Origin of the sequence: Catellatospora sp. NPDC049609, from assembly GCF_040675365.1 — a bacterium.
In the GTDB taxonomy this organism is placed as follows: domain Bacteria; phylum Actinomycetota; class Actinomycetes; order Mycobacteriales; family Micromonosporaceae; genus Catellatospora.
Genome location: NZ_JBFAOU010000004.1, coordinates 74,900 through 100,704, shown reverse-complemented (window position 1 = coordinate 100,704; position 25,805 = coordinate 74,900). Strand labels below are relative to the sequence as shown.

The window sequence follows — 25,805 nt, the reverse complement described above, 5'->3', positions numbered from 1 at the left end:
AACGATGAGTACCGGCACCGAAACCGTGGTCGCGGCGCCCGACGCCGAGGTCCCGGTCACCGCGGCGGGCCGGGTGCGCCGCAAGCTCACCAGCCGCACGGCCAGCGTGGTCTCGCTGGTGATCGCGCTGCTGTGGACCGTGCCCACGTTCGGCGTGCTGATCTCCTCGATCCGCCCGGAGGACGAGATCAAGTCCAACGGCTGGTGGAACTTCTTCGCCAACCCGCAGTTCACGCTCGAGAACTACGAGCAGGTGCTGTTCGGGGCCCGTTCCGCGTCGGGCGGCCTGGCCGGATACTTCATCAACTCGCTGGTGATCACGATCCCGTCGGTGCTGTTCCCGCTGGCGTTCTGCTCGCTGGCCGCGTACGCGCTGGCGTGGACCCGCTTCCGCGGCCGTGACTGGGTGTACGTCGGCATCTTCGCGCTGCAGATCGTGCCGCTGCAGATGGCGCTGATCCCGCTGCTGTCGTTCTTCAACGAGGGCGTCTCGCTGGGCGGCGTGCAGCTGCTGCCCGCCTGGGACCTCGACGGCCCGGACAAGTTCATCACGGTCTGGTTCGCGCACACCTGCTTCGCCCTGCCGCTGGGGGTGTTCCTGCTGCACAACTTCATGGCGGAGCTGCCCGGCGACCTGGTCGAGGCGGCCAAGGTCGACGGCGCCGGCCACGCGAAGATCTTCCGGAAGATCGTGCTGCCGCTGATCGTCCCGGCGCTGGCGTCCTTCGGCATCTTCCAGTTCCTCTGGGTCTGGAACGACCTGCTGGTGGCCCTGATCTTCGCGCCCGGCCCGAAGAACGCCCCGCTGACGGTGCGCCTGGCCGAACTGGCGGGCAACCGCGGCAACGAGTGGCAGCGCCTCACCGCCGCCGCCTTCGTCTCGATCATCGTCCCGCTGACCGTCTTCCTCTCCCTGCAGCGCTACTTCGTCCGCGGCCTGCTCGCGGGCAGCGTCAAGGGCTGACCGAACGAAAGGAAGGGCACCTTCTTAACGGTTTCCGTTGTAGAAGGTGCCCTTGTTAACGCCTGTCGCCCGCACCGGCCCCGCCCGCCACGCCGGCCGAGTCGGGCTCTCCGGCCGCGACCGTGGGCTCGGGCGAGCCGTGGCAGCCGCCGACCGGGGCCGGTCAGCGGCCGAGGACCGAGCCACCGTTGACGTTGATGATCTGGCCGGTGACGTACCCGCCGGACTCCCCCGCCAGCCAGCACACCGCGTCCGCGATGTCCTGCGGCCGGCCGGCCCGCCCGACCAGCGTCTGCGCGATGCGGGACGCGTGGCCCTGCTCGGTCATCCGGGCGCCGAAGAACTCCGTCTCGGCCACGTAGCCGGGCGAGACCACGTTGGCCGTCGCGCCGTCCGGGCCGAGCCGCGCCGCCAGGTCCAGCACCCAGCCGTGCAGCGCCGCCTTGGCCGCCGAGTAGGGCCCGCCACCGCCGCGCTGCGCGGCGATCGAGCTCAGCAGCACCACCCGCCCGCCCGGCCGGCGCAGCAGGGGCAGCAGCGCCTCGGTCAGCAGCACCGCGGTGAGCACGTTGGCGTCGAAGGTGGCCCGCCACTGCCGGGCCACCGCCGCGAGCCCGTCGCCGTCCTGGGCCACGAACCCGCCCGCGTTGTTGACCAGCACGTCCACGGTGCGGCCCGCGAGTTCCGCGGCGACCCGGTCCACCGCCTCCGGCTGGGCCAGATCGGCGGCGACGGTGGTGACCCGCGCCCCGGTGGCCGTCTCGATCCGCCGCGCGCTGTCTGCGAGCACCTGCTCGCGGCGTCCGATCGCGATGATGTCGTGACCCCGCTCGGCCAGTGCCAGCGCCGTGGCCGCACCGATCCCGGTGCCCGCCCCGCTCACCACCGCCAGCCGCCGCGCCTCCCCATGATCAATCATGCCCTCACCCTACCCACCCTCCTTCCTCCACGGGGCCCGCCGCCCGCCCGGTGATCAGGAAGGTATGGCCACGACACGCCGCCGAACCGTGCCACAAGTTCATGATCAACGGGGTCTGGCGGGTGGGCGGGGGATGGGGCAGGATGCGGGATGTGAATGATGTTCGGGTTGCCGTGGCGGAGGATGTGGGGGCGCTGGCGGGCACGCTGGCGGAGGCGTTCGGGGATGACCCGGTGTGGAGGTGGCTGACGCCGCCACGGGGCCGCCACGGGCGGCTGGAGCTCATCTTCGGGGCGCTGCTGCGGTACGCCGTGCCGCGCGGGCACGTGTACACCACGCCGGACCGGCAGGCGGTCGCCATGTGGGCGCCGCCGCACGGGTGGCGACTGCCCACATCGGCCGTGGCGCGGGCGGCCCTGCCCCTGTTGCGGGCCACCGGCACGCGGCTGCCCCGGCTGCTGGGCCGGATGGGCGAGATCGACCGCCTGCACGAGCGCCAGCCGCCCGAGCACTGGTACCTGGAGTTCATCGGCACCACGGCGGCCGCCCGCGGCCGCGGCCTCGGCTCGCTGCTGCTGTCCGACGCGCTCGTCCGGTACGACGCCGCCGGGCTGCCCGTGTACCTGGAGTCCTCCAACGAGCGCAACCTGAGCTTCTACCGCCGGCACGGCTTCACGGTCACCGGACGGCCCTCGATGCGCTCCGGCCCCCCACAGTGGACGCTGTGGCGCGACCCCGCAGCGACCCGCTGAGGGGCCGGTGCGGGCCCTTTTTATACCCGGGGCGTGTCAATGTGGAAACACGCCGGACACATCGACAGGCGGCCGTGGGAGCGCTTCCGCAGGTAGCGGCCGATTCGGTTGGCGGTCAAGGATTTCCTGGTGATTGCCCGGAGATTCTCGGGCGATGAAGGGTCTTCCCTCCGGGCTCAGTTGTCGCTATCGTTCCAACAAACGTCCATGGGAACGCTTCCACGGATGTTCATCAATGTAAGAATTCGTCCCGTCGATGGCCCGCCCGGACGCCATCGCCGGCCGCTCCCGAGGCGGTCGGTCGCCGATCTCCCTACGACCGGCGACCGACCTCCCTCCGGGTGCCGGAGAGGAGGTGAAGCTCGCGACTACGTCGCGTGCCAACGGCTCCCGCGCGTCACGCCGCCTAGTGACCCAGCCGCCCGGCTAGGTCAAGGCGTGAGCACCCGATGGGGGCGGGGACTGCCCTTCCCCGTCCCCATACCAAACGGCATTCTCCGCCTTCGCGCGCATCAGCACCAGACTTTGCGCCGGATGTGCGAAAGTCAGACACCACATCTCCACCCGTCACCGGGACAGGGACGACTGTACCCGATCATGGGAGCGTTCCCACCCATGATCAGTCCTTATCCCAGTATTTGAGGAGCACCACATGCCAGGCAACACGCCGCAGCCGGCGCCCACGTCGCTCGGTCTGCAGTTCCCCGACGGTTTCATCTGGGGAGCCGCCACCTCCGCGTACCAGATCGAGGGCGCGGCCGCGGTCGACGGGCGCGGTCCGTCGACGTGGGACACCTTCTCCAAGACGTCCGGCAGGGTGCGCAACGGGGACCACGGTGACGTCGCCGCCGACCACTACCACCGCTGGGCCGAGGACCTCGACCTGATCCGGGACCTGGGGCTGCGCTCGTACCGCTTCTCCATCTCCTGGCCGCGGGTCGTCCCCGGCGGCCGCGGCCCGGTCAACGCCAAGGGCCTGGACTTCTACCGCCGGTTGGTGGACGGCCTGCACGAGCGCGGCGTCACCCCGATGGTCACCCTCTACCACTGGGACACCCCGCAGGAGCTGCACGAAGCCGGCGGCTGGGAGAACCGCGACACCGCCTACCGCTTCGCCGACTACGCGGCCGTGCTGGCCGAGGCGCTCGGCGACGCCGTGCCCAACTGGCTCACCCTCAACGAGCCCAAGACCGTCGTGCAGAACGGCTACCTGTCCGGCACCCACGCCCCCGGGCACCAGGACCCCGCCGCGGCGTACGTGGTGGCGCACCACCAGCTGCTGGGCCACGGCCTCGCGGTGCAGGCGATGCGCCCGCACCTGAGCGCGCAGACCCGGATCGGCCCGGCGCTGAACCTGCACCCCTGCTACCCGGCTGACGACAGCGCCGAGGCGCAGCGCCGCACCGTGCTCCACGACGGGTACGAGAACCGCCTCTACCTGGACCCGATCCTGAAGGGCGCCTACCCGCAGGACGTGCTGGACGACGTGGCGACGTTCTCCCCGATGCAGGACTACATCAAGGACGGCGACCTGGACGTCATCGGCTCCCCGGTGGAGCTGCTGGCCGTGCAGTACTACTGCCCGCTGTACGTCACCGGCGAGGGCGAGACGGTGCAGAAGCACCCCGTCAGCGAGGCGTTCTGGCAGCAGATCTACCCCGAGGGCATGTACGACATCCTCACCCGCATCAAGAAGGACTACGGCGACATCGCGCTGACCATCACCGAGAACGGGCTGCCCACGCCGGACACGCTCGGCGCCGACGGCACGGTGCAGGACGCCGGCCGGATCGCGTTCCTGCGCGACCACTTCTCGGCCGCGCACCGGGCGATCACCGACGGGGTGAACCTGGAGAGCTACCACGTGTGGTCGCTGATGGACAACTTCGAGTGGGACCAGGGCTACGACCAGCGGTGGGGCCTGGTCTACGTCGACTACGCCGACCAGCGCCGCGTCCCCAAGGCCAGCGCCCAGTGGTACAGCCAGGTGATCCGGGCCAACGGCCTCTGACAGACCTCCCCGGCGGTGGGCGACCCGCGAGTCCACGCCGCCGGGTGACCGGGCCGGGCGACCGAGAGGTCGCCCGGCCCGTACGTCGTTCTCAGGCCGACATCGCGCGCGCGATGGCGGCCACGTCGGTGCGCAGCCGGTCCGCCGCGTCGTGGGCGAGCGTGCCCTCCCCCACCCGGGAGTCGATCTTCGAGTACACCGACTTCACCTCGGTGGTCAGCCGCGCGCCGGTGGCCCGGGAGTTGACCAGGTTGTTCACCAGGTTGCGCAGGTCGACCGCCACATCGGAGCGCAGGCCGCGCAGCGCCGCCTCGTCGATGGTGCGCAGCGCGGCGTCCAGTGCCTGCTTGACCGTCAGCGCCGGGGCGGGCGACGACCCGACGGTCGGCCGGGGCGATGGGGAGGCCGCCGGCGGCGGGCTCGCCGACGCGTTCACCGCGGGCGAGCCCGGCGGCTGGGCGCCGAACCCGGGCGTGCTCGCCGGCGGGCTGGTCCGGGCCTGTCCCGGATCGTCCGGGGAGTCGCGCAGCGGCAGCGTCCACACCAGCACGCCCAGCACGGCCACGGCGGCGCCCGCGGCCGCGGTCGGCAGCAGCCAGCGGCGCTGCCGCCGGGCCAGCGCCGCGCGCAGCACCCGGGCCGCCTCCGCGGCCACCGGCCGGGCCGAGGGCTGGCGCTGCAGGCACGCGGTCACCAGCGCGGCCACCGTCCGGGGCAGCTCGGGGACCTCGGGCACCGGCGCCGGTCCGTGGTCGGCGGCGACGTCGTCCCAGCCGCGTACCCGAAACGGCAGCCGGCCGGTCAGCATCTCGTACAGCACCACGCCGAGCGCGTACACGTCGGTGGCCGCCTCGGCGGGCATCCCGTCGAGGCGCTCGGGGGCCACGTAGGCGGGCGTGCCGAAGCTGGCGCCGGTGCTGTCGTCGTCGGGCTCGCCGATGCGCGCCGCGATGCCGAAGTCGAGCACGGTTACCTGCTCGCCGTGCACCATCACGTTGTCCGGGGTGATGTCGCGGTGCACCACGCCGCGGCGGTGGGCCACCTCGAGCACGGTCGCGATCCGCAGGCCGACGCGTACTGCCTCGCGCCAGGGCAGCGCGCCCAGCGCGATCCGGTCCGCCAGCGGCTCGCCCGCCACCAGTTGCAGCACGATGACGGCGATCTCCCGGCCGTCGGGCGTGCTGGTGCGCACGAAGTCGTGCACCCCGGCCACGTCGGGATGGTTCAGCCGGGCCACTGCCCAGGCCTCCCGCCGGGCCAGCTCGCGCAGCCGCTCGTCGCCGGACAGCCGCGGATCCAGCACCTTCAGCGCGACCAGCCGGTCCAGCGTCTCGTCCCGGGCCCGCCAGATGACCGCCATGCCGCCGACGCCGATCCTGTCGATCAGGCGATACCGTTCGACCAGAAGGTCTCCGGCGTGCAGCGGATAGCGGTACTCGGTCATGAACGGCACGTTGCGGCATGATCAGCCGCGGTGTCAACGGTTTGCCCGGACACGATTGCAGATCACTTGACCGGTTCGGCCACGACCAGCGGCAGCGCTACCGGATCGCGACGGTGCGTCCCTCCTCTTGGGACTGCTGCGCCGCGGCCAGCACCGCGACCACCTCGCGGGCGAACCGCACGTCGCAGGGGTGGCCCGACCGGCCCGACCGCGCCTGCGCGAGCAGCTCGTCGATCGCCCGGCCGAACGCGGCCACCGGGTCGCCCGAGCCGCCCGGCAGGTCGAACACGCCGGCCTCGCCGTGCAGCTGGTACTCGAACAGCAGCGCGGTCGGCGGGGCGTCCAGCGTCAGCATCAGCACGCTCACCGCGCCGCTTTCGTGCCGGGCCAGCACGTGGCTGGTGGCGTGCGCGCCCGCGAGCGAGGTCACCTCGACCACCGGGCCGAGCACCGGCAGCAGCCGGGACAGCGCGTGCGGGCCGATGTCCCACAGCCCGCCGTGCACCTTGCGCCAGGCCGAGCCGGCGTACGGGCCGCCCTGCGCGAAGATCGAGGCGTACAGGGTCACCCGGGCCGAGCTCCAGCCGCCCGCGGCCGACGCCTCGTCCAGCGCCGCGTCCACCACCGGGTCGAACCGGCCGGTGAAGAAGACCACGCTGGCCACACCGGCGGCGTCGACGGCCTCGACCACGCGGTCGGCGTCGGCGACGCTCAGCGCGAGCGGCTTGTCCAGCAGCAGGTGGCGCCCGGCGCGGGCGGCCCGCTCGGCGATCGGGGCCTGCACGTCGGGCGGCAGCGCCACGGCCACGGCGTCCACGTCGGCGATCAGCGCGTCGGGGTCGTCGTACGGCCGGGCGCCCAGGCGCTGGGCCAGCGCGGCGGCCTTGCCCGCGTCGCGCCCCCACACCCCCACGAGCTCCACCTCGGGGTGGGCCGCCAGTGCCGCACCCTGCGTCTGCTCCGCCCAGTGACCGGTGCCGAACAATCCGAATCGCATGGCGAGCAGCGTAGTGCGGCGGCCGCGCGGCTCAGGCCCCGGCCACCTCGTCCAGGTAGCGCCGCTGCAGCGCGGTCGGCAGCTCCTTGTCGCGGAAGCCGCTGAACGCCCAGTCCTCGTAGCGGTCGGGCAGCATCGCCCTGACCCGGTCCTGATAGCCCAGCCCCGCCTCGGCGATGCGCACGGCGGGCGGCTCGGTCAGCTCGACCACGACCGGGCCGGAGATGCGGGCCGCGAAGTCCCACGGCTGGCCGGGCTCGCCGGCGGCGCAGAAGAAGTACGCGTACACCACGCGCACGTCGGCGACGCGGGTGGCGCCGGCGGGCTCGGTGCCCATCGTCTCCGCCGTGCACAGCACGGTGTCCTCGGCAGCGACGTCGTGGCCGTGCGCGTGGTGCTCGGCCGGCGACGACGCGGTGAGGATCGCCGACACCCGCTCGGCCAGCACCTGGTCCAGCTCGGCCGGCCGCGCCACCAGGGACAGCACGGCCACCAGCGCCAGGGCGAGCAGCTCCGGCACCAGCCACCAGGCGTTGCGGCGCACCGCGGTCATCGACACCGGCACATGCTCGCACCCGCTATGGCACGGCGCAACCATTGCCCGCCGGGTGATACGCATGGTGCAATGTCGATGCCGTGGTGCCGCGAGGGCACACGTGGAGCGCGCCGCGGCCATCACGAGAGCCGTGCGTACGCGACGGACCGTCCCTACCCCTGTCCCCGACCGCCGAGGTCGCGGCAGGGGTGATCCCGCATGCGCAGCACGGCGCATCCGCCAACGCCCGTGGTGGAGACCGACGGTGGACGCGTCCGTGCCGGAAAGGACAGCACCATGAACAAGCTGAAGGCCGCAGCCCTCGCGGCGGCCGCCACGCTCGCCGCCGGCGTAGCGATCACCATGCTGAACCCGGGCTCCGCGTCGGCCCACGGCGCGATGCTCACCCCGGGCAGCCGCACCTACCTGTGCTACGTGGACGGCAAGTCCAGCACCGGTGAGATCAGGCCGACCAACGGCGCCTGCCAGAACGCGATGAGCGTGGGCGGCGCGCAGCCGTTCTACGACTGGTTCGGCGTGCTGCGCTCGGACGGGGCGGGCCGCACCCGCGGCTTCATCCCGGACGGCGCGCTGTGCAGCGGCGGCAACACCAAGTTCGCGGGCTTCGACGCGCCCCGCACCGACTGGCCGCTGACGCACCTCACCTCGGGCGCCAACCACAGCTGGCGCTACAGCAACTGGGCCGCCCACCCGGGCTGGTTCTACCTCTACGTCACCAAGAACGGCTACAACCCCAGCCAGGCGCTGACCTGGGCGGACATGGAGGAGCAGCCGTTCCTGTCGGTCGACCACCCGGCGATGAACGCCCCGGCGCCGGACGGCTACTACTACTGGAACGGCAACCTGCCCTCCGGTAAGTCCGGCCGCCACGTCATCTACTCGGTCTGGAAGCGCTCGGACAGCCAGGAGACCTTCTACGGCTGCTCCGACGTCATCTTCGACGGCGGCAACGGCCAGGTGACGGGCATCAACAACCCGCCCACCAGCCCGTCGCCGATCCCGTCGAACCCGGCCTCGCCGTCGCCGTCGCGCAGCACGTCGCCGTCGCCGTCGGCGAGCACCGCGTCCCCGCGGCCGAGCAGCCCGGCGCCGTCCACGCCGGCCCCGCCCACGCCGTCGATCTGCGCGGCGACGTACACCCAGACCAACAACTGGAACAACGGGTTCCAGGGTGAGATCAAGGTGACCTCGGGCGGCAACATCAACGGCTGGACCGTGCGGGCCGCCTGGCCCAACGGGCAGACCGTGAGCCAGAGCTGGAGCAGCACGTACACCAACGGCTCCGGCGCGACCACGTTCAAGAACGTGTCCTGGAACGGCACGCTCTCGGCCGGTGGCAGCACCACCTTCGGATTCCTGGGCAACCACAGCGGGACCAACAACCCGCCGACGCTGACCTGCACGAGTCCGTGACGCGGTGACCGGGTGGCGTCCCCGTGCCCCGGGGGCGCCACCCGGCACCCGTTCAGTAGACCGAGCTGTGCAGGTCCAGCCGCCGCAGCACGTCGTCGACGGCCTCCGGCTCCCGCTCGCGCCGGGCCAGCACCGCGGCCCGCGCCGCCGACAGCAGCTCGGCGCGGACGTCACCGAGGCGCTTGCGCTGGCGTACCCACTCGTCGTCCTCGGCCTCCTCGTCGAGCAGGATGGCCCGCTGCCACTCCCCCAGCCGCCGAGCGGTCTCGGCCCCGACCGTGCCGTCGGCCCGCAGCTCCTCCAGCCGGCGCAGGCCCGCCTCCTGGGCCACCGCGACGAGCTCGCGTTCGGCCTCCTGCCGCCGCTTGGCACCGGTGGTGAGCCCGGTGCGCCGCACCAGCCACGGCAGCGTCACCCCGGGCACCAGCAGGGTCACCACCGCCACCACGGCGGCCACGAAGACGATCTGGGTCCGGCCGGGGAAGTCGCGCGGCAGCGCCAGCGCGGTGGCGATGGTGACCACCCCGCGCATGCCCGCCCACGCCACGACCAGCGTCTCGCCCCAGCCCACCGGCACGTCCGCCGGATCGCGGGCGCGCAGCCGCCGGGTCAGCCCGCCGACGCCGAACATCCATGCGAAGCGCACCGCCACCAGGGTGAGGCAGATCAAGAGGGCGAAGCGGGTGTACGCCCACACGCCCGGTCCCAGGTCGTCCAGCGCCTGGATGAACTCCAGGCCGATCAGGCCGAAGGTGAACCCGGTGACGAGCTGCTCGATCACGTCCCAGAAGTTGCGCCCGGACAGCCGCCCCGCGACGTCGTCCGGGTCGGCCCGGGTCGCGCCCAGCCAGAACCCCGCGGCGAGCACCGCCAGCACCCCGCTGGCGTGCACGGAGTCCGCGGTCAGGTAGGCCGTGTACGGGATGAGCAGGCTCAGCGCGGCGCGCAGCTCGGCGGTGGGCAGCCGGTCGAACAGCCACCCGAACAGCAGTCCGGCGAGCAGGCCGATGCCGGCGCCGGCCAGCGCGGCGTACCCGAAGGCGCCCACCGCGCTCCAGGCCGACAGCGACCCGGCCGCCACCCCCGCGACCGCCACCTGGTAGATGGTGAGCGCGGTGACGTCGTTGAACAGGCCCTCGCCCGACAGCAGGGTGGCCGTGCGGCGCGGCAGCCCGAGCCGGCCCGCCACCGCGGTGACCGCGGCCGGGTCGGGCGGCGCGGTGACCGCGCCGAGCACCACCGCCGCGCCCAGCGGCAGCACCGGGTGGATCCGGGTGGCGACGGCGGCCACCGCGGCGGTGGTGACGAAGACCAGGGCCACGGCCAGCAGCAGGATCGGCCGCCAGCCGCGGGCGAAGCGGCGCCAGGACGTCTGCTGCACGGCGGCGTAGAGCAGCGGCGGCAGCAGGACCGGCAGGATCAGCTCCGGCGGCGGGTCGAGCGTCGCGCCGGGCACCAGCCCGAGGCCCGCGCCGAAGAGCGTGGCGACGACCGGTGCGGGGATCCGCCAGCGCGCCCCGACCGGCACGCACAGCAGGCCCAGCACCAGCAGCGCGAGGATCACCGTGCGTTCGTCCATCCCGCCATCGCACACCACTGCCTGCGGATATCGGCGCTGCGACACGAACGGACCGGGAGCCCATGGATTCTCGCCGATTTTGTTGGTAGTCTCGCCGAAGTAACGACGGCGGATTGGCTCCACGACCGCGGGCAGAAAGCACCGCCCGCTCCGGTGATGATCGGGCACCGGAGCGGGCGGGCACAAGGAAGTCATGGTCGGTGCGTGCGGTCGCCTCGCGGCGAGTGGCGCGACACGGCTCCAGCCGAACGGTATTCCGTGAAGGCTTTTGTAGTTGAGGCCCGGGGACACTGTCCACGCACCGACCTCGACCACCATAGCGCCGAAATCCGCCCCCGCCGAACACCCACGCCGTGACGATCTTCACGTGCGTACCGGGAACATGCCCTTGCCGGCCCGACCCACCCGCGTCCGGCCGCCGGGCGCACCCGGCCGGAGCGCAAAGTCCGCGCAGCGGGCGAGCGACCGGAGGGTGAGCCCGGCCGCAGCGGCCGGACGCCGCGTCCGCGAAGCGGGCGCCATGTCGCCGTCGGGTTCCGGACGGTGGTGCGATCGAGCCGGATGGCGCTTGATCTGCACTGGTCTTGCCGCAAGGATGTGCGGGTGTCAACTGACCCCTCCACCGACCGCCCGGCCCGCCGCCGGACCACCGCGAAGAAGGCCGCCGCCGCGGTCGACTCCGGACAGACGGCCACCGCCGACGGCGCGGTGCGTATCCGCCTCGGGCGCGAGGCCGACAACGACATCGTGCTCGCCGACCTGCAGGCCTCCCGATACCACGCCGAGCTGCGCCGCACCGGCGACACCTTCACGCTCGTCGACCTGGGCAGCCGCAACGGCACGTTCCTCAACGGACGACAGGTGCAGAAGCCGACGCTCATGCACGCCGGCGACATGGTCTCGATCGGGCGGCACGAGCTGCTCTTCGACGGCGTACGCCTGCACGACCACGTCGACACCGGCCCCGCCTCGATCATCGCCGACGACCTGACCGTGCGCCTGGGCGACAAGGTCCTCATCGACGACGTCAGCTTCGCCCTGCCCGAGGGCAGCCTGCTCGCCCTCATCGGCCCCAGCGGCTGCGGCAAGTCCACGCTGCTCAAGGCGCTGACCGGGCTGCGGCCGGCCACCCAGGGCCGGCTCTGGTACGGCGGGCGCGACCTCTACGCCGACTACGCCCAGCTGCGCTACCGCATCGGCATGGTGCCCCAGGACGACGTGCTGCACAAGCAGCTCAAGGTGCGCACGGCGCTGCGGTTCGCGGCCGCGCTGCGCTTCGCCGACGACGTGCCGCGCAAGGTGCGCTGGGCCAAGGTCGACGAGGTCATGGACACCATGCGGCTCACCCAGCGCGCCAAGGCCCGCATCGACGTGCTCTCCGGCGGCCAGCGCAAGCGCGCCTCGGTGGCGATGGAGCTGCTCACCGAGCCGTCGCTGCTGTGCCTGGACGAGCCGACCTCCGGCCTCGATCCCGCCCTCGACAAGGAGGTCATGGGCGAGCTGCGGGAGCTGGCCGACAAGGGCAAGACGGTCGTCGTGGTCACCCACAGCGTGCTGCACCTGGACATCTGCGACCGGGTGCTGGTGATGTGCCTGGGCGGCACCATGGGCTACTTCGGCCCGCCGGACCAGCTGCTGAGCTTCTTCGGGGCCGAGGACTACGCCGACGTCTTCACGAAGATCACCGAGGAGCCGGAGCGCTGGACCCGCGCCTTCCGCAACTCCCCGCTGTACGCCCGCTACGTCAGCGCGGTCACGCCGTCCACGACGCGCCAGGAGCCCGCCGCGCGGGCTGCGGCGGCCGCGCCCGCCGCCGCCGCAGCGGTCGCGGCCGAGCAGGCGCCGGAGGCGACCGCGACGGTGCCGCTGGTGCCGGCGCAGCGCACCGACGAGCCGGACCTCAGCGAGGCGACCTCCGAGGTCGTGCTGCCGCCCGCGCTGGTCGACGACGCCGAGCCCGCCTCGGTCAGCGTGGACGACGCGCTGGCCCGGTCCCGGGCCAACGCGCCCGCCGCGAAACCCGGTCGGGTCAACATCGACCGCAAGACGTGGGGCCTGTTCGCCCGCAACCCCAGCGCGCCGATCCGGCAGTACTTCACGCTCTGCATGCGCATGCTGAACGTGATCTTCTCCGACCGCGGCTTCAGCATGTTCCTGCTGGCCATGCCGCTGATCCTGGCGCTGCTGTCGTACACGGTGCCGGGCGAGCTGGGCCTGGCCCATGTCAGCAAGATCAGCCTGGAGGCGCAGCAGCTGCTGGTCGTGCTGGTCACCGGCGCGGCGTTCATGGGCACGGCGGCGGCGGTCCGGGAGATCGTCGCCGAAGCGCCCATCTACGCCCGGGAACGGGCGGTGGGCCTGTCCGCGGCGGCGTACCTCAGCTCTAAGCTGACCGTGTTCTTCCTGATCAACACGGCGCAGGTGGCGCTGTTCGTGTGGCTGGCGCTGTTCCAGGGCCCGCCGTCGACGTTCCTGGTGGTGCCCAGCCAGACCGCCGAGATCATCGTCGCGATGGTCGGCATCGCCCTGGTGTCCACCGTGCTCGGCCTGCTGATCAGCTCGCTGGCCCGCACCACCGAGCAGACCACGCCCGCGATGGTGGTCGTGGTCATGGCGCAGCTCGTGTTCTCCGGCGGCCTGTTCCTGCTCGCCGGGCAGCAGGCGATGGAGATCATCTCCTGGATCTTCCCGACCCGGTGGGGCTTCGGCGCCGCGGCGGCCACCGTCGACGTCGGCTCCATGCTGCCCAAGAGCTACCAGGACCCGATGTTCGCACACACCGCCGAGAACTGGATCAAGTGCATGGTGATCCTCGGGGTGCAGCTGGTGGTCCTGATCGGGCTGACCCGGCTGGCGCTGCGCCGCCACGAGCCCGGCCGCTCCTGACGCTCACCTGCCGAAAAGGCCCCTTCTCGACGCCTGGCGTCGAGAAGGGGCCTTTTTTCAGTGGAGGCAGAACTCGTTGCCCTCGGGGTCCTGCATGACCTCGCCGTAGTGGTCGGCGCCCTCGGTGTGCAGCACGCGCAGCCGGGTGGCGCCCAGCGCGATGAGGCGCTCGGCCTCGGCGTGCACGCGCTCGCGGCGGACCTCGATGGGCACCGTCCGGCCGCCGCTCACCGCCAGGTCCAGGTGCAGCCGGTTCTTGCCCGCCTTCGCCTCGGGCACCTGCTGGAACCAGAAGCGCGGGCCGACGCCGTCCGGGTCCTCGATCGAGTCGAGGTCGTCAGCGCCCTCCAGCTCCTCCTCCGGGAAACCCTTGCTCAGCCAGTAGGACCGCCAGGTCTCGTGGCCGTCCGGCGGCTGCTGCGGCTGGTAGTGCAGCGCCGCCGCCCAGAACTCCACCAGCCGCCCGGGGTCCGCGCAGTCGATCGTCACCTGTATCCGCGTCGCCATCGTGCCGCTCCTCACCGTCGAAGGTCCGTATCCCGCCGTTTCTAGCAGCACGGTCCGACGTCGCCGGGCCGCGGCGGGTCAGGAGGCGGGGACGCGGGCCGGCAGCGGGCGGCCGGTCAGGCGGCGGTACGCCAGGAACAGCTCGCAGCCCAGGCACAGCCCGAACGCGGCGTTGAGGAACGCCGCCGCCAGCGCGAAGCCGGCCGCGACCGCGCCGGTCACCGGCGAGCCGAGCAGGTAGCCCAGCGTGGCCACGGCGGCGAAGACGAACCCGACGGTCTGCGCGAAGCGGAACGGCGCGAGCGGCTCCAGCTCCGCCGGCGGGGCCAGCCGCGGGGCCAGCAGCGTGCGGTAGACCAGCCCGTACGGGCCGAGGCGCGGCCGGGCCGCGGTGAGCGCGAACACGGCCGCCTGCGCCAGCGCCAGCCAGCCGGAGCCGGTGAGCAGCACGGCGGTCAGCACGACGGTGGTGACCGCTGCCGCGAACCGGGGACCACGGGGGTCGATCATGCGGGAGTCCTCTCGCTGGGCAGCAGCGGGTCGACGGCGGCCAGCACCTGGGCTCGGGTGGGCGTGCCCTGGGCCCGGCCGGCGATCCGGCCGGCCGCGTCGACGATCAGCACGGTGGGGGTCTTCCAGATGTCGAGGGCGCGGACCGCGTCGAGCCGGCTCTCCGCGTCGACCTCGACGTGGGCCACGCCCGGCGTCGCGCGGGCGACGTCGGCGAGGATCACGCGGGTGGCGCGGCACGGGGCGCAGAACGCCGAGGAGAACTGGAGCAGGGTCACCGCGCCGGGGCGCACCCCGAGCTCGGCCAGCAGCGGCGCGGTGGAGTCGTCGGCGGGCACGGCACGGACAGTACCCGCCCGCCGGCGGTGGACCAGCCCGTACGCGGTCGCCGCGAGCAGCGCCACGCCGCCGACGGCCAGCCCGGTGAGATCCATGCCGGCAAGCGTGACATGCGGTAAGGGGCGCTGGCGATGATCATCCCGAGGTTCGGACGCGGTTCACATCCGCGACGCGGAAACTTCACTCCCGCCGCGCCGGGACCGCCTCCGGCTGCGCCGCGGGCTCGTCCTCGAAGACCAGCTTCCGCGAGGCCTGCCGCACCGCCAGCTCGAACTCCTCGTCGGTGGCGTCGGTCCAGTCCGACAGCTCGCCGGACAGCCACTGCCGCCAGGCCGCGGCGATGCGGTCGTACTCGGCCGTGCCGCGTGGGGTGAGCGCGACGGCGCCGGCCGCCTCGACCAGGTAGCCGTCGGCCACGCAGCGCTGGAACGCGGGCCACAGCACCTGCGCCGGCAGGTGGTGGTGCGCGGCGATGTCGGACACCCGGGCCTGCCCGTAGTGCTCGGCGAACAGCACCGTGCGGGCCAGGCACCAGGCCAGCCCGACGCCGCCGCCGACCCCGGCGCCGGCCAGCACCGCGGGTGCGGCCAGCAGGCCCTTCTGCCGCCATACCGTGGCGATGGCCCGTTCGAGCTGCTCGGTGCGGTCGGCGGACTCGGGCATGCCGAAGCCCTCGCCCATGTCCCGGGCCGCCGCCCGCGCGGTGTCGCGCAGCGGCACCTCCTTGAGGAACAGCGCGATCACCGCGGCCAGCAGGCCCACCGGCACGGCGGCCAGGAAGACGGTGTGCAGCGCCTGGGTGTACCCGCCGACCACCAGGATGCGGATCGCGTCGGGCAGGCTGTGCACCCCGGCGGGGCTCTCCAGCCGCCGCGGGTCCAGCGCGCCCAGCACCGGGCCGAACCGGTCGAGCTGGTTCTGCAGCGAGTGGGTGTACACCGTGCCGAACAGCGCCACCCCGAACGCACTGCCCAGGGTGCGCAGGAAGGTGACGCCGGAGGTGGCCACGCCCAGGTCGTGGTAGTTGACCGTGTTCTGCACGACGATGGTGAGCGTCTGCATGCTCATGCCGAGCCCGAGGCCCAGCACGAACAGGAAGATCCCCTCGGTCAGCAGCGGGGTGAACGCGTCCATCAGCGACATCAGCCACATGCCCAGCGCGGTGACCAGGCCGCCGATGATCGGGAACAGCTTGTAGCGCCCGGTGCGCCCGACGATCGTGCCGCTGGCGATCGAGGTGATCAGCAGGCCCAGCACCATCGGCAGCATGCGCAGCCCGGACGCGGTCGCCGAGGCGCCCTGCACGTACTGCATGAAGGTGGGCAGGAAGGTCAGCGCGCCGAACATGGAGAAGCCCACGATGAAGCTGAGCAGCCCGCAGATGCTGAACACCGGGTTGCCGAACAGCCGCATCGGCAGCATCGGCTCCCGCGCCCGCAGCTCGATCAGCACGAACGCGGCCAGGGCCAGCACGCCCGCGACGCCCAGCCCGATGATCTCCGGCGAGAGCCAGGGGTACTCCGTGCCGCCCCAGCTGGTCATCAGGATCAGGCAGGTGGACGCCACCGCGATCATGCCGATGCCGAGGTAGTCGATGACCGGCCGGCGCGAGGCGGGCAGCTTCGGCATGCTGGTGGCACAGATGATCATGACCAGCGCGCCGACCGGGACGTTGACGTAGAACGCCCACCGCCAGGACAGGTGGTCGGTGAACAGCCCGCCCAGCAGCGGCCCGAGCACGGTCACCACGCCGAACACGGCGCCCAGCGCGCCCTGGTACTTGCCGCGCTCGCGCAGCGGGATGTAGTCGGCGATCAGCGCCATCGAGGTGACCAGGATGCCGCCGGCGCCCGCGCCCTGCACCCCCCGCCAGGCCACCAGCCAGGCCATGTTGTGGGCCAGGCCGCAGAACACCGACGCCACGATGAAGACGGCCACGCAGACCTGGAACACCAGCTTGCGGCCGAACAGGTCGCCCAGCTTGCCGGCCAGCGCGGTGGCGATCGTCTCGGCCAGCAGGTACGCCGTGACCACCCAGGACAGGTGGGAGGCGCCGCCGAGGTCGCCGACGATGGTCGGCAGCGCGGTGCCGACGATGGTCTGGTCCAGGGCGGCGAGCAGCAGACCGAGCGCCACCGTGACGAACACGGCGTTGCGCCGCACCGAGCTCAGCTCGCCACTGCGGTCCATGTGATCACGATAATGGGGCTTTCACCCGATGTTCCGGGTTCGCGATGATCGTTCGCGTTGCCCGGCGGCCGTGCCGCCCGCCTACGCCCGCCTGCGTGGTCGGTGGATCGAGGAGGGACCCGGCCCGCGTATCGGGGGGATGTCGCGGGCCGGGGGTCGGGGTGGGCAGGGTCAGCGGGTGAAGCCCGCGGTGATGCGGGTGAACTCCCAGTCGGGCTGGGCGATGCCGCTGCAGTTGCTGGTCACGCCGCCGCCGGCGCAGCCGCGGTCGCGGTTGACCGACCAGAACGACAGCCGGGCGATGGCGTTGGCGTTCGCCCAGTCGCGGATCTGGGTCCAGGTCGCGGTACTGGTCAGCTCCTGCTGGTCGGACAGGCCGTTCATGCCGGAGATGCCCACGTGGGCGTACGCCGTCGCGTCGCTCCAGCCGAACGCCGTCTTCAGCGCGTTCTTCAGGCCGACCGTGGCGTTGACCGTGTTCTGGTACATGTTCGCGCCGCCGCCGAAGTCGAACGGCATGATCGTGAAGATGTCGATGTTGGCGCCCAGCGCCGCCGCCTGGTTGATCAGTCGGGTGCCCCACCAGCTCGGGCCGGTGGTCGTGGTGCCGAACGTGATGATCGTCTTGATGCCCGGGTTGTTCTGCTTGACGATCTTCAGCGCGTTCAGGATGCGGTCCTGCACGACCTCGTTCTCGAACTCGTCGGTGTTCTCGATGTCGACGTCGATCGCCTTGAGGTTGTACGCGTTGATGACCTGCTGGTACGCGTTCGCCAGCGCCTGCGGCGTCGAGCAGTTCGGGCCGAGCTTGTTGCCGCTCCAGCCGCCGATCGAGGGCACGATCTCGCCGCCCGCCGCGCGGATCGCGTTGATGGTGCTCTGGTCGGCGCCGCCGGTCAGCGGCCGGCTGCCGTCCCAGGCGGGCGTGCAGCCGCCGCCGGACAGGATGAACGCCATGGTGAACCACTTGATGCCGGTGGCGTTCATGACCGTGGCGGGCGCGGGCGGGTTGCCCCAGCCGACGTAGTAGTACGGCGCGGCGCCCTTGAAGGTGCCGCTCGGGCAGCCGGTCGTGGTGCCGGTGACGGCGTTGCTGGCCACGGACTCCCCGCTGTTGTTGTAGGCCTTCACCGTGTACGTGTGCGACGTGCAGGCGCCCAGGCCGCTGTGCGTGGCGGAGGTGCCGGTGACGGTGGCGCGCACGGTGCTGCCCTCGTACACCCGGTAACCGGTGACGGTGCCGGTGGAGGCGCCCCAGCTCAGCGAGATGGCGCTGTTGGTGGCCGAGGTGACCGACGGGTTGCCGGGCTTGCCGGGCACGCCCGCGGGCGGCGGCGAGGACGACGGCGGCGTGCCGCCCGCGCAGCTGGTGCCGTTGACGGTGCAGTTGGTCGGATTGCCGGAGCCGTTGGCGTTGAAGCCGAAGCTGGTCGAGGCGCCGGGGCCGAGCGTGCCGTTCCAGCCGACGTTGGTCGCCGTGACGTGCTGGCCGGACGTGGTCACCGCGGCGTCCCAGAAGACGCCCATGGTGGTGCCGGACGGCAGGTCGAACTGCACGTTCCAGCTGGTGATGGTCGAGGAGGAGTTGTTGGTGACGGTGAACTTGCCCTCGTACCCGCTGCCCCAGCTGGAGACCTTGGTGAACGTCGCGGTCGCGGCGTGGGCCGGCGACGACGCGACGAGGGAGATGGCGCCGGCCAGCAGTGCCACGCCGAGCGTGGCGAGACCGGCCCGCAGGGACCTTCTCATGGCGCGGTTGTCCTTTCGCAGGTAGCGCGCGGCGGGCGACGGCTTCGGGGAGCTCGTCGCCCGACGGCGAGCTGGTGGACGAACGTGGTGCGTCGCCTGGCGCGCCGCTTGGGCGGCGGCGCACCGGGACGAGCCGTGTTCGGGACGTTCAGGCGCTCATGAGCTTGGATGCAACCCTAAATTAAAGACGGTTAACTGTAAAGAGTGTTGTCGATTCTGGCACGCGAAGAAGGGCGCCCCGGTGCCGTGGGGCGCCCTTCCGCCGGGCTCACCAGTTGTGGCCGGCCGCGTAGGAGAGCTGGGCCAGCACGGTCTGGCCGGCGGTGTTCGGGTGGAAGTAGTCCCAGGTGGACACCTGCGACAGGGCGAACGGGTAGTTGAACACCGCGTTGCCGTCGAAGACGCAGTTGGCCCCGTACGCCGCGCACGCCTGCGCGAGCTGGGCGTTGAAGTCGGCGACCCGCTGGCGTACGCGGTCGCGGCGGTCGGCGTCGGCCTGGGCGGTGGAGGTCGGGTTGGCCAGCAGCGACTGGCAGATGCCGAACAGCGACCAGGCGTTGCGGGCCGAGGACGAGCCCTTGCCGACCTCCCACAGCCGCTTGACGTCCGGGATCGAGATCAGCGCGACCCGGGCGTTGGGCAGGCCGTTCTTGATGGTGGCCAGCGCGGCGTCGACCGACGCCCGGAACGAGGCCACCGAGGTCATGCTCGACTCGGAGCCGGTGCAGGCGTCGTTGGCGCCGATCAGGATGGTCACGTAGTCGACGTTGCGGCCGACCACGGTCGCCGCCTGGCCGGGCATGTCGGCCGCCTTGGCGCCGCTGCGGGCGTCGTTGAAGTTGCGGCCGCTGATGGCGGCGTTCTTGGCGAGGATCCGCCGGTAGTGGCTGTTGACCGAGGCGTAGCTGCCGGTGCTGAACGACCGGGCGGTGCAGTCGACGTACCAGCCGCAGGCGTTGAAGCCACGGGTGATCGAGTCACCCATGCTGGCCATCGAGTTGGGGGCGGGGCCGACGGCCGCTGCCGGAGTCGCCGACAGCAGCACCATGGCCAGACCGACCACGAGCGCGAGGGACGGGCGCGCGAGACGCATGGGGAGCCTGCCTTCCGGGGGTGTGAAGGGAGGAACCGGATACCGCGCGGGCACGCGGTTACCGAAGGGTAATGTCCGGGTGACCTAGGTCACAAGACTTATGTCCCTATTGGCCGTCCGCTTCGGACAAGCCCGCTCCCTGCTGGTACGCCGCCCGCGCCGCGCCGTCGCCGAGCACCACCTGGTCCGGCACCAGCAGCCGGTACGCCAGATCCCGGCCGGCCTGCGGCAGCAGCGCCAGCAGGCGGGTCAACGGGCCCAGCCGGCCCGGCACGAACACCTCGAAGCGGGGACGGCGGATCACCCGCTCCACCGCCGCGGCCACGTCGTCGGGGCGCAGCCGCCGCACCGAGCCGTGGCTCGTGCCCAGCGCCAGCTCCGTCTCCACTACCGACGGCATGACCAGGCTGACGGCCACCCCGGTGCCGCGCAGCTCGTGGCGGACCGCGGCGGCGTAGCCGTACACGGCGTGCTTGGTCGCGGCGTAGCTCGCCTCGCCCGGCGGGCTGATCCGGCTGGCCACCGACGCGACGGTCACGATGTGCCCGCGACCGCGGGCCCGCATGCGCGGCACGGCCGCGTGGAAACCGTGCCGCACCCCGTGCACGTTGACGTCGAACTGCCGCCGCGCGGCCCGCTCGGGCTCGGCCTCGAACGGGCCGACCCACATCACACCCGCGTTGTTGACCAGCACGTCGACGGGTCCGTACGCCCGCTCGGCCAGCTCCAGGAACGCCTCGACGGAGTCCCGCTCGGTGACGTCCAGCCCGGCCGCGAGCACCTCCCCCGGCAGCCGCGCCGCCGTCGCCGCCACCGCGTCCGCGTCGAGGTCCCCCAGCACCACGCGCGCCCCGGCCGCCGCGAGCCGCCCGGCCACCGCCGCGCCGATGCCCCGGGCCGCCCCGGTCACCGCGACCGTCAGCCCCGCCACCTCTCGCGCCATACCCCGCCCTCCCCACACCGCGTGGACCGGCACACTACCGCCCCACCCCACCCCGCGCGAGCGGCGGCCGGCCCCGCATGATCGTCCGACTTGCCTGGCAGATGGGCGTATCTTGACCGCTCTTTCGCCCAGGTGCCTGGCAAGTCGGGCGATCTTGCACGAGGGCGGGACCGTCCGGACAGGAGTGTTGATCTGGGGACTTCACAGATCGTGGGTAAACGGGCACGATGGGTGCCATGCCTGAGGGGGGACGGCTGGCCCGCGCTCGCGAGCTGGTGCGCCGGCTCGACTTCCCGGCTGCGCAACAGCTGCTCCGGGACCAGCTGGCACTGGCGCACCAGGACCCGCGCCACGCCGACGCGGCCGAAGCCGACACCGCCGCGCTCTACGCCGGGGTGCTGCTGCACCTGGGCGAGCCGCACGCGGCCCGCAGCTGGGCGGCGTACGCCCACGCCGCCGCGCAGGCCCTGCACGGCGACCTGGACCGGCGCACCCTGCACGCGCTCGGCGTGCTGGCGGTCACCATGCACCGCACCGGCGCCCTGGACCGGGCGGCCGAGCTCTACCAGGATCTGATCCGCGACCTGTCCCTGGTCGACGGGCCCGACAGCGACCGCGCCCTGTCCGCCCGCGCGGACGCCGCCGTGGTCGAGCACGCGCGGGGCAGCTGCGTGGACGGCCGCCGCCACCTGGCCGAGGCGCTGGCCGCGTACACGTCACGGCACGGTCCGAGCCATCCGGTCACCGTCCGGATGACGATCCGGCTGGCCGGCATGTGGCGCGACTGCGGCGACTTCGACCAGGCGCACGAACTGCTGGCCCGCGCCCGCGCGCAGGTCGCCGCGGTGCCGGCCGGCGACGAGGTGCACCGGCTGCTGCAGGCCGCGGCCCGGGCGCAGGCGCAGGTCGAGCACCGCTGCGGCGCCTCCCCGCCCGAGGAGCAGGCGGCCGGAGCGCGGGACCCGGGACCCGGCGTGCTGCCGGTGCTGGTCCCCCACCCTGACGATCTCATCCCCGGCCCGCACCGCACCGCTGCCGCCTCCGCCGCTGCCGACCCGGCGGAGGAGTGGCCCGACGACGAGATCTTCGAGCGGTACGACGACCCGGCCCGCATCCGCCGCACCCGGCACGCCCCGTCCCCGGACGACCCGTCCGCCGGCGCCACGGGGCGGCCGGACGACACGGGACCGGACGACACGTGGCCCGACCGATCCGGCGACCCGGCCTGGCCCGGACGCTCGGGGGAACAGCCCCCGGCCTGGCCCGGCCGGTCCGGCGAGCAGGCCCCGGCGTGGACCGGCGCGCAGGTCCCGGCGCGGCGGGAGGAGCTGCCGTTCCCCGTGCCGACCACACCGCCGCCGGGGCTGCGCACGTCGTACGCCCCACCGGTGCGGCGACGGCGTGGAGCCGGTGCCGCGGCGCTGGCGGTGTGCGCGGCGCTGGTCGCCATCATCGCGCTGGTCGGCACGTTCCTGCTGGCCGCCGGGCCCGACCCCGGTGAGGGGACGGCACCGCCCGCCGCCACTTCCGCCGCACCCGCGGCGTCCGCTCCCCCGGCCGCGACCGGGCTCGCCGTCGCCGACGAGGACGACCGGCTGCTGGTCACCTGGTCCTACCCGGACGGCGTGGCGGCGGCGGTGGTGCTGTCGGCCGCGCCCGCGGGCGAGCCCATGCGCGCCATGCAGTCGCTGCCCGCGGGCACGGAGAGCTTCACCCTGCTCGGCCTCGACCCGCGGCGCGACTACTGCGTCACCGTCACCCTGGCGTACAGCGCCGAGCAGACGGTCATGTCCCCTCCGGTGTGCACCGACCGGCGGCGGTCCCCCGCGGCCCGCCCCTGACCGGTGCCACCGGGCCCGCTACCGCATCGCCCGCGCGGCCGCGGTGGCGGCCAGCTCGCGCAGCCACAGGCTCTCCCGCTTGCGCCGCTCCATGACGGCCAGGACCGCGGGCGGCAGCGCACCCTGCCGCAGCTGCTGCGCCACCAGCCGGGCCAGGGTCAGCACCGGGATGTCGTACGAGCTGTCCACGGCGAACGTGAGCAGCTCGGCCACCAGGTCGGCGGGCAGGTCCTGCGGCAGCAGCGGGCACAGCGCGCCGAGCACGCTGTCGGTGTGCCAGCCGCCGTCGTCACGGCGCAACCGCAGCAGGGCCCGCACCAGCGCCAGCAGCTGCGGCTCGGGCAGCGTCGCGATCGGCTCCAGCAGCGGGCGCAGGCCCGCCCCGCCGCCCGCGCGCCGCGCCGCCACGAGCCCGGCCGCCGCCGCGTCGAGCTCGCCGCGGGCGATCCGCTCCGCGACGCGGTCGAGCTGCTCCATCACCGGGCCGGACATCTGCCACCCACCCCGCTCGGCACACGGCTGGTCACCACACGGACCGCACACGGCGGCGCCCCGCGCTCGGTCATACAGTCCACAATGGTCGGCATCGTCATGCCGGCGGAGTCTAGGCAGGGGCACCGACAAACACGGATCCGCCGACCCCGGCGGACCGGGATCGGCGGATCGAGGTGCTGGTGGCGACGGGTCAGCCGGCGCGGCGGTTGGCCCACAGGCGCGGGCCGTGGCCCTGGCTCTTCTTCGGCGTGAACGCCTGCTTGCCGTGCGCCTGCTGCTGGCCGGACTGCTTGCCCTTGGCCCGGCGCTCGGCGCGGTTCATGGGCTGCTGCTCGGCCTCGCCGGCGGTCTCGTCCGCCGCGGCGGGCTGCTCCGAGCTGTGATCTTCACGCATGAGTGTCTCCTACGGATGCGGGCACGCCGACGGCCGCCGATATGGCAGGGGCGTGGGAAAAGACGGATCAGACGGCGCGGCCCCAGCGGGGCGGCGCGGCACGCTCGCCGCGCGCAGTCGGCGCGGGCGCGGGATCACGCTCAGATGTACATGCGCAGGAGCCTAGCAGGCCACACGATGATCCGCATCCGGGAGACCGGCCGCGTCCCCCGTCCCGCCCATGACGCAAGCTCCGTCCCTGCCGACGAGCAGGGACGGAGCTTCGGTCACGCGGCGGCGGGGATCAGACCCGGGTGAGCCGGACGGCGTCGGCGATCACGTAGCCGGAGCTGCTGGTCCAGCGGCTGACCCCGACGGCGTTGTAGTCGCCCGCGGCGAGGCTGAACGTGCCGAGGTTGACCCATCTGCCGCCGTTGGCCTGCTGGTTGACCTGGACGGTGGCGTTGCCGCCTGTCGTCGCGATGACGTACGGCGTGGTCGTGTTGTAGCCGGCGACGGCCGGATACCAGACCTCGATCCGGTAGCTCGCGGTCGCCGGGATGTTGAACTTGTACCAGGCCGCGTCGGAGACCGCCTGCGGGTTGGCGTACCGGTAGTCGGCGCCGTAGCGCTGCGTCGAGTAGGTCGAGGTGCCCCAGTTCGCCGAGGCGGTGAAGCGGCCCGCGGTGGTGTTGTCCACCGTCGACGTCCACGACGGCGGCGGGGTCGTCCCGTTGACCAGCTGCATGAAGTACGTCCAGTTCCACCGGGAACCGGGGTCGGTGTGGGTGGCGCCGGGGACCTCGTTGTGCCCGATGATGTGGGCGCGGTCGCGCGGGATGTTGTACTTGCTGGTCACGCTGCGCACGATGGCGGCCGAGGCCTGGTACATCGCCTCGGTGTACCAGCCGTCCTGCTCCACGTAGCCCTCGTGCTCGATGCCGATGGACTGCGTGTTGTAGGTCCAGTTGCCGGCGTGCCAGGCGACGTCGGCCTCGCGCACCATCTGCGTCACCGCGCCGCCCTTGGACACCACGTAGTGCGCGCTGACCTGCGCGGCCGGGTTCTGGAACCAGTTGATGGCGCTGGTGTACGAGCCCTGCACGGTGTGGATCACCACGTAGTTGATGTTGTAGTCGGTCTCGCGGCTGGCGTTGGTGTAGTTGCTGGTGCTGGCCGGCACCCAGGCTGCGGGGCCGTAGTCGGTGCTCGCCTGGGCGGCGGTGGGGACGGTCAGCAGCGCGCCGAGGGTCAGCGCTACGCCGCCGCCGAACGCCGCCACGCGGCGCAGCAGGGGTGACATGGTGGCCACCATGGAGGTCCTCCCGGGGTAAGAGGGTCTGGTGGCCTGACATTAATGAGAATACGTCGATCTCGTCGAGAAGCTACAAGTAACAACTAGACGACGAAACTTACCTACGGCGACAGTGCGCTGAGAAGGGCACCTTCCACCACGCGCAGCGTCGCGAAGGTGCCCTTGTTCTCAAGCGGTGCGGTGGTAGAGAAGGTCGAAGATCTGGCGACCGGCGGCCAGGCCACGCTGCTCGAACTTGGTGACCGGGCGGTGCGCGGGGCGGGGGGCGAAGCCGTCGTGCAGGTTGGCCAGGCCGTCGGCCCCGTCCAGCACCTCGGCCATCTGCTCGGCGTAGTCGGCCCAGTCGGTGGCGCAGTGCAGCACGCCGCCCACGGCCAGCCGCGAGCGCAGCAGCGCCACGTTGTCCGGCTGGATCAGCCGGCGCTTGTGGTGGCGCGCCTTGGGCCACGGGTCCGGGAAGTAGACGTGCACCGCGGCCAGCGAGTCCGGCGCGAGCATGTGCCGCAGCAGGTGCAGCGCGTCGCCCTGGGCGACCCGCACGTTGGTCAGCCCGCGCTCCTCGACCACCGCCAGCAGGTTGCCCAGGCCGGGCGGGAACACCTCGACGGCCAGGTAGTCGCGGCCGGGATCGGCCTCGGCCATGGCCACGGTGGCGTCGCCCATGCCGGAGCCGATCTCCAGCACCAGCGGCGCGGTCCGGCCGAACAGGGCGGCGGGGTCCAGCGGCGGGTACGGGTCGGCGATGCGCACACCGTAGGTGGGCCACAGCCTGGTCAGCGCGTCCTCGTGCCGCCCGCTCACCCGCCCGCGGCGGGGGTAGAAGGTGGTGATGCGCGTCATGTGGCGGCCGCCGTCGAGCGCGCCGGCCAGGTCAGAGGTGGTCACAAGAGAATCAGGATACAGCGGCGGCCGCCGCGCCTGCGTGGCGT

22 protein-coding genes are annotated in these 25,805 nt (G+C 72.7%); 6 read left to right on the top strand and 16 right to left on the bottom strand.

Translation table 11 applies throughout. The features are described from left to right. The first annotated feature begins 4 nt into the window (after nt 1-4). On the top strand, nt 5-964 hold the full coding sequence (locus AB0J67_RS02210) for a carbohydrate ABC transporter permease (RefSeq protein ID WP_363475326.1): 960 nt from the start codon (nt 5-7) through the stop codon (nt 962-964). A 163-nt stretch (nt 965-1,127) separates the two neighbouring features. On the opposite strand, the gene AB0J67_RS02205 is transcribed toward AB0J67_RS02210, so the two are convergent. After that, nucleotides 1,128-1,883 carry an SDR family oxidoreductase gene (locus AB0J67_RS02205; protein ID WP_363475324.1) on the bottom strand — a complete coding sequence of 252 codons (756 nt, stop codon included), beginning with the start codon at nt 1,881-1,883 and terminating at the stop codon, nt 1,128-1,130. A 173-nt stretch (nt 1,884-2,056) separates the two neighbouring features. Between AB0J67_RS02205 and AB0J67_RS02200 the strand changes: the two genes are divergently transcribed. Continuing rightward, nucleotides 2,057-2,635 (top strand): GNAT family N-acetyltransferase, encoded by a 579-nt coding sequence (locus AB0J67_RS02200; RefSeq protein WP_363475322.1) that lies wholly within the window; start codon nt 2,057-2,059, stop codon nt 2,633-2,635. Nucleotides 2,636-3,287: 652 nt separating this feature from the next. Continuing rightward, nucleotides 3,288-4,646 (top strand): GH1 family beta-glucosidase, encoded by a 1,359-nt coding sequence (locus tag AB0J67_RS02195; RefSeq protein ID WP_363475321.1) that lies wholly within the window; start codon nt 3,288-3,290, stop codon nt 4,644-4,646. 91 nt (nt 4,647-4,737) lie between these two features. Here AB0J67_RS02195 and AB0J67_RS02190 read toward each other — a convergent pair whose 3' ends face one another. From AB0J67_RS02190 to AB0J67_RS02180, 3 genes are all read right to left on the bottom strand, one after another. Continuing rightward, nucleotides 4,738-6,090: a serine/threonine-protein kinase gene (locus AB0J67_RS02190; protein ID WP_363475319.1), complete on the bottom strand. Its 1,353-nt coding sequence runs from the start codon at nt 6,088-6,090 to the stop codon at nt 4,738-4,740. Nucleotides 6,091-6,187: 97 nt separating this feature from the next. Next, a complete protein-coding gene (locus AB0J67_RS02185; protein WP_363475317.1) occupies nt 6,188-7,087 on the bottom strand; it encodes a Gfo/Idh/MocA family oxidoreductase in 900 nt (299 codons plus the stop codon). A gap of 31 nt (nt 7,088-7,118) precedes the next feature. Continuing rightward, entirely contained in the window at nt 7,119-7,646 is a 528-nt protein-coding gene (locus AB0J67_RS02180; protein WP_363475315.1) for a hypothetical protein, read from the bottom strand. Between the two features lie 273 nt (nt 7,647-7,919). On the opposite strand from AB0J67_RS02180, the gene AB0J67_RS02175 reads away from it, so the two are divergent. Then, on the top strand, nt 7,920-9,056 hold the full coding sequence (locus AB0J67_RS02175; RefSeq protein ID WP_363475313.1) for a lytic polysaccharide monooxygenase: 1,137 nt from the start codon (nt 7,920-7,922) through the stop codon (nt 9,054-9,056). Between the two features lie 52 nt (nt 9,057-9,108). Here the strand turns inward: AB0J67_RS02175 and AB0J67_RS02170 are convergent, their stop codons facing one another. After that, the gene (locus AB0J67_RS02170; protein ID WP_363475311.1) at nt 9,109-10,635 is read right to left on the bottom strand and encodes a sodium:proton antiporter; all 1,527 of its coding nucleotides are present in this window, start codon (nt 10,633-10,635) and stop codon (nt 9,109-9,111) included. 603 nt (nt 10,636-11,238) lie between these two features. On the opposite strand from AB0J67_RS02170, the gene AB0J67_RS02165 reads away from it, so the two are divergent. Then, the gene (locus tag AB0J67_RS02165; RefSeq protein WP_363475309.1) at nt 11,239-13,521 is read left to right on the top strand and encodes an ATP-binding cassette domain-containing protein; all 2,283 of its coding nucleotides are present in this window, start codon (nt 11,239-11,241) and stop codon (nt 13,519-13,521) included. A gap of 57 nt (nt 13,522-13,578) precedes the next feature. On the opposite strand, the gene AB0J67_RS02160 is transcribed toward AB0J67_RS02165, so the two are convergent. The 7 genes from AB0J67_RS02160 to AB0J67_RS02130 all read right to left on the bottom strand — a co-directional run bounded on the left by AB0J67_RS02160 (nt 13,579) and on the right by AB0J67_RS02130 (nt 20,852). Continuing rightward, entirely contained in the window at nt 13,579-14,028 is a 450-nt protein-coding gene (locus AB0J67_RS02160; RefSeq protein WP_363475307.1) for a VOC family protein, read from the bottom strand. Between the two features lie 78 nt (nt 14,029-14,106). Further along, nucleotides 14,107-14,538, bottom strand: coding sequence for a DUF4395 domain-containing protein (locus AB0J67_RS02155; protein WP_363475305.1), 432 nt, complete (start codon nt 14,536-14,538; stop codon nt 14,107-14,109). Continuing rightward, a complete protein-coding gene (locus tag AB0J67_RS02150) occupies nt 14,535-14,972 on the bottom strand; it encodes a thioredoxin family protein (RefSeq protein WP_363475303.1) in 438 nt (145 codons plus the stop codon). Before AB0J67_RS02150 ends, AB0J67_RS02155 begins: the two co-directional genes overlap by 4 nt. Nucleotides 14,973-15,057: 85 nt before the next feature. Then, nucleotides 15,058-17,067 carry an MDR family MFS transporter gene (locus tag AB0J67_RS02145; protein ID WP_363475301.1) on the bottom strand — a complete coding sequence of 670 codons (2,010 nt, stop codon included), beginning with the start codon at nt 17,065-17,067 and terminating at the stop codon, nt 15,058-15,060. Nucleotides 17,068-17,238: 171 nt separating this feature from the next. Then, complete coding sequence (locus AB0J67_RS02140; RefSeq protein WP_363475299.1) at nt 17,239-18,816, bottom strand: cellulose binding domain-containing protein; 1,578 nt, start codon at nt 18,814-18,816, stop codon at nt 17,239-17,241. 268 nt (nt 18,817-19,084) lie between these two features. Next, the gene (locus AB0J67_RS02135) at nt 19,085-19,909 is read right to left on the bottom strand and encodes a GDSL-type esterase/lipase family protein (protein WP_363475297.1); all 825 of its coding nucleotides are present in this window, start codon (nt 19,907-19,909) and stop codon (nt 19,085-19,087) included. Nucleotides 19,910-20,015: 106 nt separating this feature from the next. Next, nucleotides 20,016-20,852, bottom strand: a complete 837-nt coding sequence (locus tag AB0J67_RS02130) for an SDR family NAD(P)-dependent oxidoreductase (RefSeq protein ID WP_363475295.1) — start codon at nt 20,850-20,852, stop codon at nt 20,016-20,018. Nucleotides 20,853-21,088: 236 nt separating this feature from the next. On the opposite strand from AB0J67_RS02130, the gene AB0J67_RS02125 reads away from it, so the two are divergent. Then, entirely contained in the window at nt 21,089-22,693 is a 1,605-nt protein-coding gene (locus AB0J67_RS02125; RefSeq protein WP_363475293.1) for a tetratricopeptide repeat protein, read from the top strand. An 18-nt stretch (nt 22,694-22,711) separates the two neighbouring features. Here the strand turns inward: AB0J67_RS02125 and AB0J67_RS02120 are convergent, their stop codons facing one another. The 4 genes from AB0J67_RS02120 to trmB form a co-directional block, all read right to left on the bottom strand. After that, the gene (locus AB0J67_RS02120; protein ID WP_363475291.1) at nt 22,712-23,185 is read right to left on the bottom strand and encodes a hypothetical protein; all 474 of its coding nucleotides are present in this window, start codon (nt 23,183-23,185) and stop codon (nt 22,712-22,714) included. 193 nt (nt 23,186-23,378) lie between these two features. Beyond that, nucleotides 23,379-23,582: a hypothetical protein gene (locus AB0J67_RS02115; RefSeq protein WP_363475289.1), complete on the bottom strand. Its 204-nt coding sequence runs from the start codon at nt 23,580-23,582 to the stop codon at nt 23,379-23,381. Between the two features lie 283 nt (nt 23,583-23,865). After that, nucleotides 23,866-24,864, bottom strand: a complete 999-nt coding sequence (locus tag AB0J67_RS02110) for an N-acetylmuramoyl-L-alanine amidase (protein ID WP_363475287.1) — start codon at nt 24,862-24,864, stop codon at nt 23,866-23,868. 180 nt (nt 24,865-25,044) lie between these two features. Next, on the bottom strand, nt 25,045-25,716 hold the full coding sequence (trmB, locus tag AB0J67_RS02105) for a tRNA (guanosine(46)-N7)-methyltransferase TrmB (protein WP_363475346.1): 672 nt from the start codon (nt 25,714-25,716) through the stop codon (nt 25,045-25,047). Nucleotides 25,717-25,805 lie beyond the last annotated feature (89 nt).